The following is a 15,981-nucleotide window of genomic DNA, read 5'->3' as shown; positions in this document are numbered from 1 at the left end:
CTGGTTTGTCAGGTAGAGAGGAATGACCTTCCGTGATGAAAAATGAAGTGCAAATGAAAGGTAAATTTCATTACCAGCTGAACGGATGGAAATACAGTACGGGTATTCGGATACTGTTGTTTCTCTTGCTGGCTTTAGTTTTCTATATATCTCTTTATGCAAAGCTCGTTCCTCAGGTTTATGACATTGAGCTAGGAACAACCAGTGAAACAACGATTTATGCGCCAAGACAAATTGAGAACGCGATAGCGACGGAACAAGCGAAAGAAGATGCGGCGAAGCGGGTTCAGCCTGTTTACCGCATTGTAAATCTCAAAAATGATACGATGATTGACGCCATTTATGATAAATTATTACAAATTAATGCCGATGAAGAAGTGAAATTCGATGACAAAGTCAGCATTTTCCGTCGTGTAATTCCTCAGTTGATCAGTGACTTGGAGAATCAGTCGATCAAATCGCTCAGCACAAGCGCTCAGTATAATGAAACGCTGATTGAGCAGATCCAACAAGGTTTAGCCGAGCAGCAGTATCCGCTGCCTGAGGAGTCTTATTTCAAGCTTCCTCGCTTGACCAAGGATGACTTGACGGCCATGCGCCCTGTAACCAAGGATATCGTTACGAAGTTGATGAACGATCAAATTCTTGACGCTCAGACGGCAAGAGCTAAAGTGGCCGAGATGGTGAATACGTCGAACCTGGCGAAAAATACGATGCGTGAAATGGTTACAGAGATTGCTCGGGCCGTCATCACGCCGAATAAGTTCTTTGATCAAAAGGGTACTGATGATGCCAAAGGACAAGCTAGAGAGAATGTTAAACCGGTGTACATCAACAAAAATGATGTGCTCGTGAAGGTCGGAGATGTCATCACCGAAGAGATTTATGCAAGATTGGACAAACTGGAATTGCTCAAAAGCAAAGCGAATCACTTGCCTCAAATTGGTTTAGCGATGCTCTCCGCTTTATTGTCTTTTGTTATTTCTATGTTCGTTCGGCAGAGCCAGCTTGCTATTAAATACAATAACTCTCAGCTTCTGATGCTGATTTTGATTTTTTTAATCAATATCACGTGTATGAAAATCATCTCACTTGTCCAAAACTTGGACTATCCGTTTATCGGCTACCTGGCACCGACTGCATTAGGAAGTATTCTGATTGCCATTTTATTGGATTCTCCGCTGGCTTTTATTTCATCGGTCTTATTCTCTTTAATGGCAAGTATTATTTTTAATACGGAGCATACGCTTCTTTTTGACTTCCGGTACGGGTTAGTGTCCCTGGTTATTTGTTACAGTGCGGTATTTACGATTCAACGAGCTAGCCAGCGCGCTACAATCTTGAAAGCGGGCCTGATGATTGCGTTTTTCGCAATGCTTACGATCACATCCATGCTGCTTATGGAAGATCATTTCCAGCAGCGCGAAGCGATCATGTCGCTTTCCTTCGCCGCTGCCGGTGGATTATTAACGGTTGTTTTCGTTATTGGCTTGCTGCCGTTCTTCGAGGTTGCCTTCGGCATTCTTTCACCGCTTAAACTGGTGGAGCTTTCGAACCCGAATCATCCCTTGCTGCGAAAGCTGCTTACGGAGACACCAGGAACATACCATCACAGTGTCATGGTCGGTAATTTATCTGAGGCGGCTGCTGAGTCCATCGGCGCAGACGGACTTCTCTGCAGAGTCGGCTCTTATTATCACGATATCGGAAAGACGAAAAGACCGAGTTATTTCATCGAAAATCAAACCAATATTGAGAACCCGCATGACCGCATCGATCCGAATTTAAGCAAATCCATCATTATCGCTCATCCTCGTGATGGCGTGGAGATGCTGAAGGATTACAAAATGCCCAAAGCGATCAGAGATATTGCCGAACAGCATCATGGTACAACGCTGCTGCATTTTTTCTATCACAAAGCGGTAAAGCAGGCCGAAGAAGAAGGCAGCGAGAAGGAGATCCGCGAAGAGGATTTCCGTTACACGGGGCCTAAAGCACAGTCTAAAGAAGCCGCTATTGTGGGAATTGCTGACAGTGTTGAGGCAGCCGTTCGTTCATTGCGCAATCCAACATTGGAGCAAATCGATTCCATGGTGCACAAAATCATCAAATCCAGATTAGATGATGGTCAATTCAATGAATGTGACATCACGCTTAAGGAACTGGACAAAATCGCCAAAACATTGAACGAGACCTTGCTGGGCATTTTCCATGCGAGGATTGAGTATCCAAACGAACTGTCGCCTAAGAAAACAGGGACATAACCAACTGACAGGAGGGGGCCGCACATGGCAAGCATGGATTTAACGCTAGAGTGGAGCAGTGAGCAGGAAGAGAAAGAGATCACGCCGGCTTTTATAGAGAAAATCGAGGAATTGCTGCGTTTAGCTGGTGAGCTTGAAGGCGTTACAGCTGGTGAAGTTGCCCTTACGTTCGTCGATGATGAAGCGATCCAAGAGCTAAATAAACAGTATCGCGATCTGGATAAGCCTACCGATGTGCTGTCTTTTGCGATGAGCGAGTTCGGCGAAGATGAGATTCAGATTAACTATGAAGATAATGAGCAGTATAGCGGAGAAGGACTCGAAGATGATGAGACGGTGTCCGAAGCATTCATTGAACCGCTAGGGGATATTATTATTTCGGTTCCGCGCGCAATTGCTCAAGCGGAAGATTATGGACATTCTGTAGAACGCGAACTTGGCTTCTTGTTTGTTCACGGATTCTTGCATTTAATCGGCTACGATCACCAAAGTGAAGAGGAAGAGAAGATTATGTTTGCTAAGCAGGAGGACATTTTGCAGAAAGCAGGTTTAACCCGCTAATGTCAGACGGCTTCCGTAAATGGCGCAGAAGCTTCCGGTATGCCTATGAAGGAATCAAATATGCCTTAGATACGCAACGCAATATGAAATTCCATTTTTGCGTTGCTTTTCTTGTTTTGTTGGCTGCTTTGTTTGCACGATTGCCCAAAACGGATATTCTGTTTATCTTACTAGCCGTAACCTTAATGATTGTAACAGAACTGATTAATACGGCTGTGGAAAAGACGGTGGATCTGGCGATGCCGGAGCGCCATCCGTTAGCCAAAATCGCAAAGGACGTCGCCGCGGCGTCCGTCTTGGTGTCTGCCGGTTTTGCAGTCATCGTTGGGATGATTGTTTTCTATGAACCGATTGATCAGCTTCTGCGTGCATCCAGAACACAGGATACGCAGATATCCGCAGGGACGATTTGGGTACTCATCGCCTTGGTCATTCTGACCGTTATTGTCATCGAAACGCGTTTCTCGGACAAAGGGAAGTTAGTCCGTCCCAGTTTATTGACGGCAATTGCTTTCTCGATCTCCACGGTTATTGCCATATTCGTCTCACAGACGATTGTTGCGCTGCTTGCGTATACGCTCGCTGCACTTATATTTATTATGCTATACGACAAAAAGACACGTCCATTTCCTGCGCTTTTTCTAGGAGCGCTTATTGGTACAGTTGTCACAATCCTAGCTTTATCTTGCCTAAACATGTTATAACGTTACTAATACAGAAAGAAGGATGATGGCCATGAATCAACAAGAACTCATTCAACACGCTAAAGAAGCGATGAAGAGAGCTTACACGCCATATTCTCATTTTAACGTAGGCGCGGCTCTTCTGGATGCGGAGGGCCATGTTCATTACGGCTGTAATGTAGAGAATGCCGCATACGGGCCTACGAACTGCGCTGAGCGGACTGCGCTTTTCCGCGCAATTGCAGATGGGCACAAAGCAGGCTCCTTTCGGGCCATTGCTGTCATGGGAGATACGGAAGAACCAATTTCACCTTGTGGCGTTTGCCGACAGGTACTAGTTGAGCTATGTGGGCCGGATATGCCCGTTTATCTTGGTAATCTCAAAGGGGATTTTGCTGAAACAACGGTTTCCGCTTTATTGCCGGGCGCTTTTACAACGAAAGATTTGCATTCAAATGGAGGATAATTAGAAGTGGCTAAAAAAGAATTTAAATCAGGCTTTGTCGCAATCATCGGACGTCCGAACGTTGGGAAATCAACGTTGATGAATCAAATCATCGGACAAAAAATCGCTATCATGTCAGACAAGCCTCAAACAACAAGAAACAAGATCCATGGTGTATATACGTCAGCAAATGGACAGATTGTCTTCTTGGATACTCCAGGTATTCATAAGCCGACTTCCAAATTAGGTGATTATATGAGTAAAGTTGCTCATGGCACCCTAGGAGAGGTAGATGCCGTTCTTTTCCTTGTTGATGTCGTTGACGGTATTGGCGGCGGAGACAGATATATTATTGAACAGTTAAAGCATGTTGAAACGCCGGTTATTTTGGTCTTAAACAAAATTGATCTTGTGCAACCGGAAGCGTTGCTTGCCATCATCACACAGTACAAAGATCTGTATAACTTTGCAGAAATTGTGCCGGTTTCGGCGCTCAAAGGCAATAACGTAACGACGCTTTTAGAGCAAATTATTAAATATTTACCGGAAGGGCCACAATACTACCCAGCTGATCAGATCACTGATCATCCGGAGCAGTTCGTGTGCGCAGAGCTTGTTCGCGAGAAAATACTGCATTTGACCCGCGAAGAGATTCCGCATTCCATTGCTGTCCAAATCGAGGATATGCGTGTGGAATCCAACGGTGTTGTGCATATTTCCGCGGTTATCTTTGTCGAACGCGATTCCCAGAAAGGTATCGTTATCGGTAAACAAGGCAGCTTACTCAAAGAAATCGGCCGGCAAGCCCGTAGAGATATCGAAACGCTGCTTGGCTCCAAAACCTTTTTAGAGCTTTGGGTAAAAGTCAAGAAAGACTGGAGAAACCAAGACAGGGTGCTGAAGGATCTCGGTTTCCGCCACGATTAATTGTCAATTACCTATGAGTTCCAGTTATTTGTCCGCATAGAGAAGCTTTCTCTGCACATCCTATGAACATCACGTTCGATGGGGAGGATGCTGAACATGAAAGATTTTTCGTGGACGTATTTTTCAAAGACCGGTGATGTAGATGCCTATCTTTTGTACAAACAAGTTACCGGGCAACCCGGCATGGACACGGATGTACAGGAAGAGGATCAAAGTAATGAAGAGCCGCTTGAAGGTCTGAATTTGTAGGTGAACGATTCGTAAACTCAGAGCGGCGAACATGGGGGAAATCATTTGCTGCGTAGTGTACAGGGGATCGTACTCCGTAGTATGGACTATGGAGAGGGGAACAAGATCATTAGTCTGTTCACCCCCGAGCTAGGTAAGGTTGGAGTCATGGCTCGGGGTGCGAAGAAAGTGAAAAGTAGACATGCCGCCGTTACGCAGCTTTTTACGTACGGCGATTTTGTTTTTTTTAAAACGCGCGGCCAAATGGGATCATTGAATTCTGCGGAAATCATTGAAGCGCATCATGCTTTGCGAGAAGATTTGCACATGTCTGCACATGCCTCTTATTTGGCTGAAATGACGGATCGTATGCTTGGCGATGAAGAAGGCAGTACTTATCTGTTTGAGCAGCTGAAAGCGGGGTTAATGGCGATCGAAGAGGGCAAGGATATGCAAATCGTTGTTCACCTCTATGAAATGAAAATGTTTGAGTTGGCCGGTTATTTGCCTGTCACTGACGCGTGTGTTTCTTGCGGTGAAACCTCAGACATCACCCACTTTAGCCCTTCCATGGGCGGTACATTGTGCAGTAGATGCCGTTATAAAGATACTGTTGCCATTCGTGTTGGGGAAGGCGCGCTCAAGCTGCTTAAATTATTCCCGCGCATGGATATGCGCAGACTTGGCGCCGTGCAGGTCAAGGATGAAACGAAGGCACAGCTTAAGATATGCATGAGAACTTATATGGATATACATATCGGTGTGAAATGGAAATCAAGAGACTTTATCGAACAAATGGAAAAATACAATATATAAACTTGGTCTTATTTGACATGTGTTGTTCGCTTTGATATGATGTGGTGGAAAACACCTCGCCTTTGTGCTGTCCGCATATCGGTGAGTTTTTTTATGCTTACGTTCTGTTCGAAACTACTTCACATACAAATGCTAATGTAGGGCCTGGTCCCTGCTGATATGGTTGAAAGGGGCTATAGGAAAATGGATCATCCATTACCTACTCGAGTTTATGTCGTTTCTGACTCTGTCGGGGAAACAGGGGAGTCTGTTGTACGCGCAGCTGCCATGCAATTTCATCCCGTTCCTGTGGAGATTGTTAGGGCGCCGTTTATTCATGATATCGAAGGCATCGATAAAGTGATTAATGCGATTCGAATTCATGGCGGTATTGTTGTTTTTACCTTGGTCATACCGGAACTTCGTGACGATCTGATTGCCAAAGCAAAAGAGCACGGCATCCCGCATATCGATCTGCTTGGACCCGTGGTGAACACCTTAGAGCAGGCCCTGCGCCAAGAGCCGCGTAGACAGCCAGGTATGATTCACCCGCTCGATGAGGACTATTTTAAAAAGGTTGAAGCAGTTGAGTTTGCTGTTAAATATGATGATGGCCGAGATTTTAGCGGTATTCAAAAAGCAGATATCATCCTTCTCGGCGTGTCCCGCACGTCCAAAACGCCTTTATCCATGTATTTAGCACACAAAAGATTTAAAGTGGCAAACGTACCCTTAGTGCCTGAAATGCAGCCTCCTGCTGCTATCTATACGGTTTCAAAGGATAAAATTATTGGCCTCCGGATTGATCCGGATAAGCTGAATGTGATTCGCCAAGAGCGGCTTCGCACACTCGGACTTGCAGAAAATGCAACCTATGCGAATGTGGAACGTATTAAAATAGAACTGGCTTTTGCTGACAAAATTATGAGCAAAATCGGTTGTGTCATTTTTGATGTCTCGAATCGCGCCGTAGAGGAAACGGCAAGTCTGGTTATGGATCATATTGAACATGTCCAGTAAGGTTTTATGTTTCTACTTGCAGGATTTTTTAGAAGTTCATCGTATATAATAGTACGGTGAGATTTCGTCAAAAAAGGGCGTGGGCTGAACCGTATGGGTGCGAGAAGTATAATCGTTGATGCCGATGCTTGTCCCGTGAAGTCCGAAATAGAAGAAGCAGGCAGGCAGTTCGGTGTACAAGTTGTTCTAGTTGCTTCGTTTGATCATCGGATGAAGATGAACCCTGGTGTTAGGGTCGTACAAGTGGATCGCTCCGATCAATCCGTTGATTTGTATATCGCCAATCAAATTAAGTCTGGTGATATTTTGGTGACGCAGGATTTCGGTCTCGCAGCGCTTGGGTTAGCGAAAGGCTCGTATTGTTTGACGAATCGGGGTCAGGAATATACGGACAGCTCGATTGATTTCTTGTTGGATCGCCGTCATACTTCAGCAAAGATGCGAAGAGCGGGCAAACATTCAAAGGGGCCAAAACCCTTTACGGATGAGGATCGTAAATATTTTCTACACGGTTTGACAAAACTTTTAAAAAAATTGCAGGAAATCGAGAAAGAGTAGCGAATAGTACTTAGTCGGAAAAGCGACCTGAATTGTGGGTGGAAATAACATGAGGTACGGACGCATACCTGAAGAGGTCATTGAGGCTGTACTGAAGCGCCATGACATCGTTGATGTGATTGGCAGACACGTACATTTGAGCAAACAAGGGCATTATATGAAAGGGCTATGTCCTTTCCATTCAGAAAAGAGCCCTTCCTTCACTGTTACGCCGGAAAAACAAATTTATCGTTGCTTCGGGTGCAATGTAGGCGGGAATTTAATTCGTTTCGTTATGGAAATAGAAGGCCTAAGTTTCTCAGAAGCCATTACGAAGCTGGCGGAAGAAGCGGATATCCCGATTACTTGGGAGGAAGCGTCCGAGGAGCAGACCGAGCAACAGCAAGAGAAAGCAGCCCTGCTGAAAGCCTATGACTTTGCTGCTAAACTTTATCATTATATTTTAGGCAATACAGAGCAAGGCAAAGTGGCAAAAGGGTACTTGGCTTCAAGAGGTATTTCGGATAAGCTGATCGATACGTTTCAAATCGGTTATGCCCCTGCAATGTGGGATACGTTAGTCCAGCAACTAGTGAAGCGTGAGTTCGATCTCTCCCTGATGGAGAAGGGCGGATTAATTTCAGCCAAACACGAAGGAACTGGCTACGTGGATAAATTCAGGGAGCGTATTATGTTCCCCATTTGCGATGCTGCCGGTAAGGTCATTGCGTTTGGCGGAAGGTCAATGGGGGATGCTCAGCCCAAGTATCTAAATAGTCCCGAGTCTGCTCTTTTTAATAAAAGCAGGACCATGTATAATCTTCACTTGGCTAGACCTAATATGCGAAAACTGCAGCAAGCAGTCCTTTTTGAAGGCTATGTAGATGTGATCAAAGCTTGGGAAGCAGGTATTAGCAATGGTGTCGCCACGATGGGAACTGCACTGACGAAAGAACACGCGGCGCTGCTGAACCGTAACGCCGACCAAATCGTCGTATGTTACGACGGGGATAATGCCGGACAATCGGCTGCTTTCAAAAGCATTCCGATCCTGGAAGAGACGGGAAGCCGAGTTACCGTAGCGATGCTGCCGGATGGCAAGGACCCCGATGATTATGTAAAACAATATGGTTTTGACCGATTCGTACGGGAGATTATTGAACCTGCCGTACCGTCGATGAAATATAAGCTTTTGTACATCCGCAAAAATTTTAAGTTGCATGAGGACGGTGACCGACTTCGTTATCTGCAATCCGCTGTGAAGTTAATTAGTGAACTACATTCTCCGATGGAAAGAGAACATTACTTGAAGCAGTTGGCTTCTGAATTCCCGGATTCCTCTTATGAGGCGATGAAGTTAGACCTTCACGAAATCTTGCTGCAATCGGAAAAAAACCGACCGGATGGGGATAATAAACCAATTCTGTGGAATAATGTTATGAATAATGGGAGAACAGCGGAACGAACACGCAAGAAAACGCCTTCGCTTTTGCCAGCTTATCACAATGCTGAACGATTGATTTTGGCTGTTATGATGCATGATCGCGATGTTTGCGCGCACGTGGAAGAACAGCTGGGAGATCAATTCAATGTTGAAGCTCACGCAGTCTTAGCTGCTTATTTATATGCTTACTACGCTCAGAATGCTGAGCCGGATGCAAGCCGATACATTGCCATGCTGCAAGACGAACAGCTGGAGAGCTTGGCCAGTTCCATCGTTATGATGGGAGCGGGTCATGGAATGAACGAACAAGTGATTGACGACTATATTCGCCAAATTCGTAAAGTTCCAATGCAAGAAGAAATTGAACGCAAGAAAGAAGAACGTGTTCGCGCCGAGCGCGAGGGCGACCATCTTCGAGCAGCACAAATTGCAATTGAAATTATCGCCCTAGAAAAACGATTGAAGTCAACGTAGAACTACTGAATTGACTAGGGAGGAGGGAGTCCGTACTATGGCGAATGATCAGCGTACAGAACTAGAGACAGAGTTGACCTTGGACCAGGTGAAAGACCAGCTTATCGAGCAAGGGAAAAAGCGGTCCTCACTAACTTACAAGGATATTATGGAAAAATTAGCTCCCTTCGATCAGGATCCTGAGCAAATCGATGAGTTTTTTGAGCAGCTATCGGAGCAAGGTATCGATGTTGGGAATGAATCGGATGACGATTCCATGAATCCTGAAGAAAATGATCGCGATGAATTTAACTTCGATGATGATCTGGCATTGCCGCCAGGGATTAAGATTAATGATCCAGTTCGGATGTATTTGAAAGAAATTGGTCGTGTACCGCTTCTTTCTGCGGAAGATGAAGTGGGTTTAGCCAAACGGATTGAGAACGGGGACGAAGAGGCGAAGCGGCGCCTGGCAGAAGCGAACCTAAGACTCGTTGTAAGTATCGCCAAAAGATATGTAGGCCGTGGCATGTTGTTCTTGGACTTGATCCAAGAAGGGAATATGGGGCTTATTAAAGCGGTTGAGAAGTTTGACCACACGAAAGGTTACAAGTTCTCTACGTATGCAACTTGGTGGATTCGTCAAGCCATCACCCGCGCAATTGCAGACCAAGCGAGAACGATTCGTATTCCTGTACATATGGTCGAAACCATCAACAAATTGATTCGTGTTTCCCGTCAATTGCTGCAAGAGCTTGGGCGCGAACCCACTCCTGAAGAAATTGCAAAAGAGATGGATCTGAGTACGGATAAAGTACGTGAAATCATGAAAATTGCACAAGAGCCTGTATCATTGGAAACACCAATTGGTGAAGAAGATGACTCGCATTTGGGAGATTTCATTGAAGACCAAGAAGCGTTAGCGCCGGCAGATGCTGCTGCTTATGAACTTCTGAAAGAGCAACTAGAGGACGTATTGGATACGTTGACTGAGAGAGAAGAGAATGTGCTTCGCTTACGTTTCGGTCTGGATGATGGCCGTACACGCACATTGGAAGAAGTAGGTAAAGTGTTCGGTGTTACACGTGAACGGATTCGTCAAATTGAAGCAAAAGCTTTGCGTAAATTGAGACATCCTAGCCGTAGTAAACGTTTGAAGGATTTCTTGGAATAAATCGCTGTGAGAGGGCCCTGCCAGTTTCGGCGGGGTCTTTTTTTATTGCAAAAGTACTACTAAAACCTAAGCATGAAATCACCGATAAAGTAGTAGGAAGGTGAGCGATGATATGGATACAGAGAAAAGAAAAGTAATAGTTAAAGAAATCGATCACTGGCGGAGAAGCAAACTGCTTCCTGAACACTATTGTGATTTTCTGTTGAATTTGTACATGGATGAAACAACTCCGAAACAAGCATCCATCATGGGGGTTTCTGCCTCTTCGATTGCAAACAGTTCTTGGAAAATATGGTTAGGCATAATGGCGGTCATAGCCGCTCTGGCCTTATCTGCTCTTAATTTTAACTCTTTTGGAATGCCAATGCAAATTGGAATTTCCGCACTTTTTGTCATCGTTTGTTATGCGTTTGCGTATCGTCAATTTCCTAAATCCCCCGTGATTTCTTATCTTCTTTGCGGTGTTTCTTCAATAGCTTTACTGCTGCTGGGACTATATTTAATGGATATGTATCAGGTGAATTCTCCTTATACGTATATTGGTTATTTGGCGTTTTGCAGTGTCGTGTGGTTAATCAACGGCGTCATAGGGAAAATGGGGATTTTCCAATTCTGCGGTTGGTTAGGGCTGGTAGGAACTTACGGTTGGTTGCTTTTGCAAAAACTGAGCAATCCAGGTTGGTTCTCACTTGAAATTAGTTGGATTCCGGTTAGTATTGTACTTATATGGATTGCTTGGCTTGCGCATCATACCAATAAGCAAGCAGCAAGTGTGCTTCTAGTTGTCGGCGTTTTGGTTTGGTTTATCCCTGAAGCGATGACGTTTCTGACAGATGTTGATATGAGTTCCCGCGTCATTCAATTATCGTTTACAGGGAAGTTGGTTTCTGCGGGCGCGGCATTTTTCTTGCTGCGTAAAAAATGGGTAGAGTGGGTCGTTTAAGTGATGGTAAAATTATCGAAGAGATTGCAAATGATTGCAGATCGTGTGCCAGTAGGTTCTAAGGTGGCGGACATTGGTTCCGACCATGCTTTGCTGCCGACCTTTTTGGCTCAACAAGGCATGATTGTGTTTGCCGTAGCAGGTGAAGTTAATCCTGGTCCTTTCGAGGCGGCGACACGTCAAGTGCTTGAGAGCGGTTTGTCTAAAAAAATAAGCGTAAGATCCGGTGACGGTCTGGCGGTCATTGAACCAGGTGAAGTGAATGTCATCACGATTGCCGGTATGGGCGGCAGTTTAATGGCGAGTATTTTAGAAGCAGGCAAGCAAAAGCTCGAAGGTGTTACGCATTTGATTTTACAGCCGAATGTCGGCGAAGATCAGGTTCGCAAATGGCTGCTTGCAGAAGGCTGGAATTTGGTTGCAGAAGCCATCTTGGAAGAAGACGGGAAGATCTATGAGATTTTGACGGCAACAGCAGGAAGTGCTCAGGACAAGAACTCTCAGGAAGCTCTTTATGCCGAACGTACGTTGTCTGGCGGGATCGTTGTGAGCAAAGAGCGGCTGCTTCAAATGGGACCTTATTTATTAGAAGAAGCTCCTGAGGTATGGTTCAGCAAGTGGGATAGCGAATTGAAGAAATTGGCGATGATTGAAGGTCAATTGAAGCTTTCAACAGCGGAAGCATCAGCCGTGAAAGCTGAGCAAATCGCGCAAGAAATCAAGGATATAAAGGAGGTACTCGCTTGTTTGCAAAAGGTCAAACCGTAATTCAGCTGTTTGAACAGCTGGCACCCAAGCATTATGCGATGCCTGATGATAAAATTGGCTTACAGTTGGGCTCTTTGCAAAAGGAGATTCAGAAGGTGCTCGTTGCCCTGGATGTTAATGATGAAGTGGTGGACGAAGCGATTCGACTAGGCGCTAATCTTATTATTGCTCATCATGCGATCATTTTCAGGCCGCTTGCCCATCTTCAGACGGATACGCCAGCAGGCAGACTCTATGAAAAATTAATCAAAAACGACATTGCCGTCTATATCGCACATACGAATCTGGATGTGGCCGAAGGCGGAGTCAATGATATGATGGCGGATAAACTCGGCCTCAAAGAGCTCACGCATCTCGAGGATGTGCATACAGAGAAGCTGCAAAAGCTAGTCGTCTTCGTGCCTGAGACGCATCACCAGGCAGTGCTGGATGCCCTCTTCACCGCGGGAGCGGGGTGGATCGGGCAGTACAGCCACTGCAGCTTCAACATCCCCGGAACGGGGACGTTCCTTCCACAGGAAGGGACTCACCCGTATATCGGGGAAGCAGGAAAGCTTGAACGCGTACAGGAAGTACGCGTCGAGACGATCGTAACCGCCAGCGTCCAGCGCAAGGCGGTACAAGCGATGTTGAAGGCCCACCCCTACGAGGAGGTGGCCTATGACCTCTACCCGATGGACCTCAAGGGTAGAGTGTTCGGTCTCGGGCGCGTGGGCAAGCTGCCCGCGCCGATGACGCTTCGCGAGCTGACGGAGCTCGCGAAGACGGCTTTCGACGTGCCGATGGTGCGCGTCGTAGGTGATCTATCACGGCCTATCCGCAAGGTGGCCGTGCTCGGAGGTTCCGGCGGCCGCTATATGCGGCACGCCATGTTTGCCGGCGCCGATGTGCTGGTCACCGGCGACATTGACTACCATACCGCGCACGATGCGCTCGCGGCAGGGCTGACTTTGATCGACGTTGGGCATAACGTCGAGAAGATCATGAAGCGCGGCGTAGCGGACTATCTCGCCGCGCAATTAACCAAAACGGATACGCAAGTGTTGGCCTCCGAAGTGAACACGGAACCATTCCAGTTCCTGTAGGCTACTCCTTTAGAATTGCTAATGGCAGGCGAGGAAACGAACAACAGTTGTATTTCGGAGACATTCCTAGTATACTAGCAAATGCGTCGGAAAGTTTGACAGACAATCGCTGGCTGTGGGTAAGCCACAGCGAGAGGAAAGTCCGGGCTCCATAAGGCAGGGTGCTGGATAACGTCCAGTCAGCGCGAGTTGAAGGATAGGGCCACAGAAATGGACCGCCGATGGCTCATCTTCGGATGAGATCAGGCAAGGGTGGAACCGTGGTGTAAGAGACCACGAGGTTCTATGGTGACATAGATCCTGGTAAACCCCACTTGGAGCAAGACCTAGAGGAACGCTAGCTGTCTTCGAGACAGCAGTCTTCGCCTGAGACGCGTTCGGGTTGGTCGCTTGAGCTGTGCAGCAATGTATGGCCTAGATAGATGATTGTCGCTTCAATGGTGGCAGGGGACAGACGCCCGTTATGACCACCGGAAGTACAGAACCCGGCTTACGGCAAACTTTCCATACTGTCGGTTACCCGCAAGGCTTCGGCTTTGCGGGTATTTCATTTTTTGCAAGCAAAAAGGCCACCCTAGGTTTCGAATAAATCGAAACCATAGGGCAGCCTTTTTTTATTTGTACAAGGCAACTCCTGCATATTTCTTGGAAACAAGATTCATCTGCCGAAACCAGCGGGAAGGCCAGTCGAATCCGATATTCGGTTGTTCTTCCGCTTTTTGAACGGCTTTGACGACGTCGATCAGACCATACCCGAAGTATTTATCATGACCCGGGGTGCCAATATCTTGTGCAGTGTCTCTCATTATTTGATAAACTTCCGTATTCTTCAAATTAGGGTTTGTAGAGCGGATCAAAGCTGCTAATGCTGTCACATGCGGGCTCGCCATGGAAGTGCCTGACAATGCGGCATATTGATTGTTAGGATACGTACTTGCGATACTCACACCCGGCGCCGTTACATCAATATAGTCTCCGTAATTGGAAAAAGGAGCTTTGTTGTTCTCTGCATCGCTGGCTGCGACAGCGAACACCTCAGGATAAGCGGCCGGGAAGCCTGGCCGTTCCGTATTGTCATTTCCGCTTGCCGCGATTAATGCCACGTCTTTGTCGTAGGCATATTTAATAGCATCATGCAGAAATCCGGAATCCGCATAGTTGCCTAAACTTAAATTCATCACTTTGGCACCATGATCAGTAGCCCAGATAATGCCTTGAGCCACGGAATAAGTGCTGCCTGCGCCGGTTTGATCCAAGACTTTAACCGGCAGTACTTTGTTATACCAACTGATTCCTGCTACTCCTAAATTATTGTTAACCAGAGCTGCAATGACTCCTGTTACGTGAGTTCCGTGCCCAACATCATCCTGCGGTTGATCAGCGCTGCTGATCACATTATAACCAGGCAGAAGCTTATCTTTTAAATCTGGATGCTGCAAGTCCACTCCTGTGTCTACAACAGCCACAATGACATCTTTAGTGCCTCGGTTTACCTGCCAACCTTGTTCAGTTTCAATCAGTGGTAGATTCCATTGATACCTGCTGTACAAATTGTCATTAGGCTTGAAATTCGGAGCAATGCTCGTTGTTTCGTCAGGGCTTGTTGTGCTGTCAGTGCTATCGGCATAGTCGCTTGAATCCTTTGCATCGGAAGCTTCTTGATCATCATAATAATCATTGGTCAAATATAAGAAATGAGGCTCAACATAAGCGACATCCCATTTTTTAAAATAGGCCATTAAAGCTTTAGCTTCCATGCCTTCCGTGCGGAAAACATATGTGTAGCCCAGCTTTTGCATCGAATTGGATTTGATTTCCGACTTAATTTGAGATAATTGAGCTTCGGTAGGGTCTTTCTTGAACTTAACGACAACTTCGTTTTGATGATAGTGGCTCGTGCCTTGATTATCTTCCGGATGATCCACCACTTTGTCTTTTAAAGTATCTGTATCTACCGACTCGACTTTCCAACGATTTTCGTTTGGATAAGGCTCCAGACGTAAATTTTTCATCTGATGGTCAGTTACTTGATGAAGAATGTCCTGATGAATAACGCCTATGAGCGAAGAGTTACCGTCTGTAGATGGAGTCCCCTGGACAAAAAACACCTGCTGCGCGGCCCCAAATTTCGGTGACTGATAATGCTTGCCTGACTCTGTAGCTGCTTTGGCTTCCGCTAAATACTTACTTGCTTGATCTTTGTAGGATGCAGGAATTTCTCCAACTTTTATCCCTTGATCCAAAGCTTGTTTGTTTTTTGACCAAATCAGAACATCCATTTTTTCATGCTGTGTCTTCATATCCCCAAGCACTTTGGCTGCGGACTCACCTGATTCAATTCGCGAAATCATCTTGGTGTAATCAATGGAGCACTGGGAGCGGCATAAATCATCAGTTAACTTCACATCTTGCTGTAGTAAGGAAAGCTTCTGATCCGTCTCATACTTCGCGCTGTAAACCTCAGGACCAGGTGTATTCTCGTTATTCGAGTGGTGGGGAAATAGAACGAAACCTAATCCAAGAACTAGACAAATAGAAGATAGATAACGCCACATCGATAGTCCTCCTTCTGAACTCGTTTCTCCGCTTCTGTCAGCAAATGCAGTGTCTTTGATTAGAGTGAGGTTCGAGGGAGTCTTTTATGCATGGAATCG

At 46.0% G+C, this 15,981-nt stretch carries 14 protein-coding genes, 1 other RNA gene and 1 pseudogene; 15 read left to right on the top strand and 1 reads right to left on the bottom strand.

Annotated elements, in window-relative coordinates:
- The first annotated feature begins 35 nt into the window (after positions 1–35).
- From RQP52_RS11265 to rnpB, 15 genes and pseudogenes are all read left to right on the top strand, one after another.
- A complete protein-coding gene (locus tag RQP52_RS11265; RefSeq protein WP_315951519.1) occupies positions 36–2,264 on the top strand; it encodes an HD family phosphohydrolase in 2,229 nt (742 codons plus the stop codon).
- Positions 2,265–2,297: 33 nt separating this feature from the next.
- On the top strand, positions 2,298–2,825 hold the full coding sequence (gene ybeY / locus RQP52_RS11260) for an rRNA maturation RNase YbeY (protein ID WP_315951517.1): 528 nt from the start codon (positions 2,298–2,300) through the stop codon (positions 2,823–2,825).
- Positions 2,825–3,529, top strand: a complete 705-nt coding sequence (locus tag RQP52_RS11255; protein WP_315951452.1) for a diacylglycerol kinase family protein — start codon at positions 2,825–2,827, stop codon at positions 3,527–3,529. Before ybeY ends, RQP52_RS11255 begins: the two co-directional genes overlap by 1 nt.
- 16 nt (positions 3,530–3,545) lie before the next feature.
- A pseudogene (locus RQP52_RS11250) lies at positions 3,546–3,974 on the top strand (cytidine deaminase); the annotation flags it as partial.
- A gap of 6 nt (positions 3,975–3,980) precedes the next feature.
- The gene (era, locus tag RQP52_RS11245; RefSeq protein WP_315951450.1) at positions 3,981–4,880 is read left to right on the top strand and encodes a GTPase Era; all 900 of its coding nucleotides are present in this window, start codon (positions 3,981–3,983) and stop codon (positions 4,878–4,880) included.
- A 96-nt stretch (positions 4,881–4,976) separates the two neighbouring features.
- The gene (locus tag RQP52_RS11240; RefSeq protein ID WP_127451872.1) at positions 4,977–5,129 is read left to right on the top strand and encodes a YqzL family protein; all 153 of its coding nucleotides are present in this window, start codon (positions 4,977–4,979) and stop codon (positions 5,127–5,129) included.
- A 45-nt stretch (positions 5,130–5,174) separates the two neighbouring features.
- Entirely contained in the window at positions 5,175–5,924 is a 750-nt protein-coding gene (gene recO, locus RQP52_RS11235) for a DNA repair protein RecO (RefSeq protein WP_315951447.1), read from the top strand.
- 183 nt (positions 5,925–6,107) lie between these two features.
- Positions 6,108–6,923: a pyruvate, water dikinase regulatory protein gene (locus RQP52_RS11230; protein WP_315951445.1), complete on the top strand. Its 816-nt coding sequence runs from the start codon at positions 6,108–6,110 to the stop codon at positions 6,921–6,923.
- Positions 6,924–7,016: 93 nt separating this feature from the next.
- The gene (locus tag RQP52_RS11225; RefSeq protein WP_315951443.1) at positions 7,017–7,481 is read left to right on the top strand and encodes a YaiI/YqxD family protein; all 465 of its coding nucleotides are present in this window, start codon (positions 7,017–7,019) and stop codon (positions 7,479–7,481) included.
- A gap of 49 nt (positions 7,482–7,530) precedes the next feature.
- Positions 7,531–9,378: a DNA primase gene (gene dnaG / locus RQP52_RS11220; protein ID WP_315951441.1), complete on the top strand. Its 1,848-nt coding sequence runs from the start codon at positions 7,531–7,533 to the stop codon at positions 9,376–9,378.
- A gap of 37 nt (positions 9,379–9,415) precedes the next feature.
- Positions 9,416–10,531 carry an RNA polymerase sigma factor RpoD gene (gene rpoD / locus RQP52_RS11215; protein WP_127451881.1) on the top strand — a complete coding sequence of 372 codons (1,116 nt, stop codon included), beginning with the start codon at positions 9,416–9,418 and terminating at the stop codon, positions 10,529–10,531.
- Positions 10,532–10,643: 112 nt separating this feature from the next.
- Complete coding sequence (locus RQP52_RS11210) at positions 10,644–11,474, top strand: hypothetical protein (protein ID WP_315951439.1); 831 nt, start codon at positions 10,644–10,646, stop codon at positions 11,472–11,474.
- A 3-nt stretch (positions 11,475–11,477) separates the two neighbouring features.
- Positions 11,478–12,242, top strand: a complete 765-nt coding sequence (locus RQP52_RS11205; RefSeq protein ID WP_315951515.1) for a tRNA (adenine(22)-N(1))-methyltransferase — start codon at positions 11,478–11,480, stop codon at positions 12,240–12,242.
- Positions 12,218–13,327 carry a Nif3-like dinuclear metal center hexameric protein gene (locus tag RQP52_RS11200; protein WP_315951438.1) on the top strand — a complete coding sequence of 370 codons (1,110 nt, stop codon included), beginning with the start codon at positions 12,218–12,220 and terminating at the stop codon, positions 13,325–13,327. The genes RQP52_RS11205 and RQP52_RS11200 overlap by 25 nt, the downstream gene beginning before the upstream one ends.
- Before the next feature lie 90 nt (positions 13,328–13,417).
- Positions 13,418–13,835, top strand: an RNA gene (gene rnpB / locus RQP52_RS11195) — RNase P RNA component class A.
- A 106-nt stretch (positions 13,836–13,941) separates the two neighbouring features.
- On the opposite strand, the gene RQP52_RS11190 is transcribed toward rnpB, so the two are convergent.
- A complete protein-coding gene (locus RQP52_RS11190) occupies positions 13,942–15,882 on the bottom strand; it encodes a S8 family peptidase (RefSeq protein WP_315951437.1) in 1,941 nt (646 codons plus the stop codon).
- Positions 15,883–15,981 lie beyond the last annotated feature (99 nt).

Origin of the sequence: Paenibacillus violae (assembly GCF_032461945.1) — a bacterium.
Classification (GTDB): Bacteria; Bacillota; Bacilli; order Paenibacillales; family NBRC-103111; genus Paenibacillus_E; species Paenibacillus_E violae.
The sequence above is the reverse complement of the archived record's forward strand: the minus strand, read 5'-3'. Positions and strand labels throughout refer to the sequence as shown.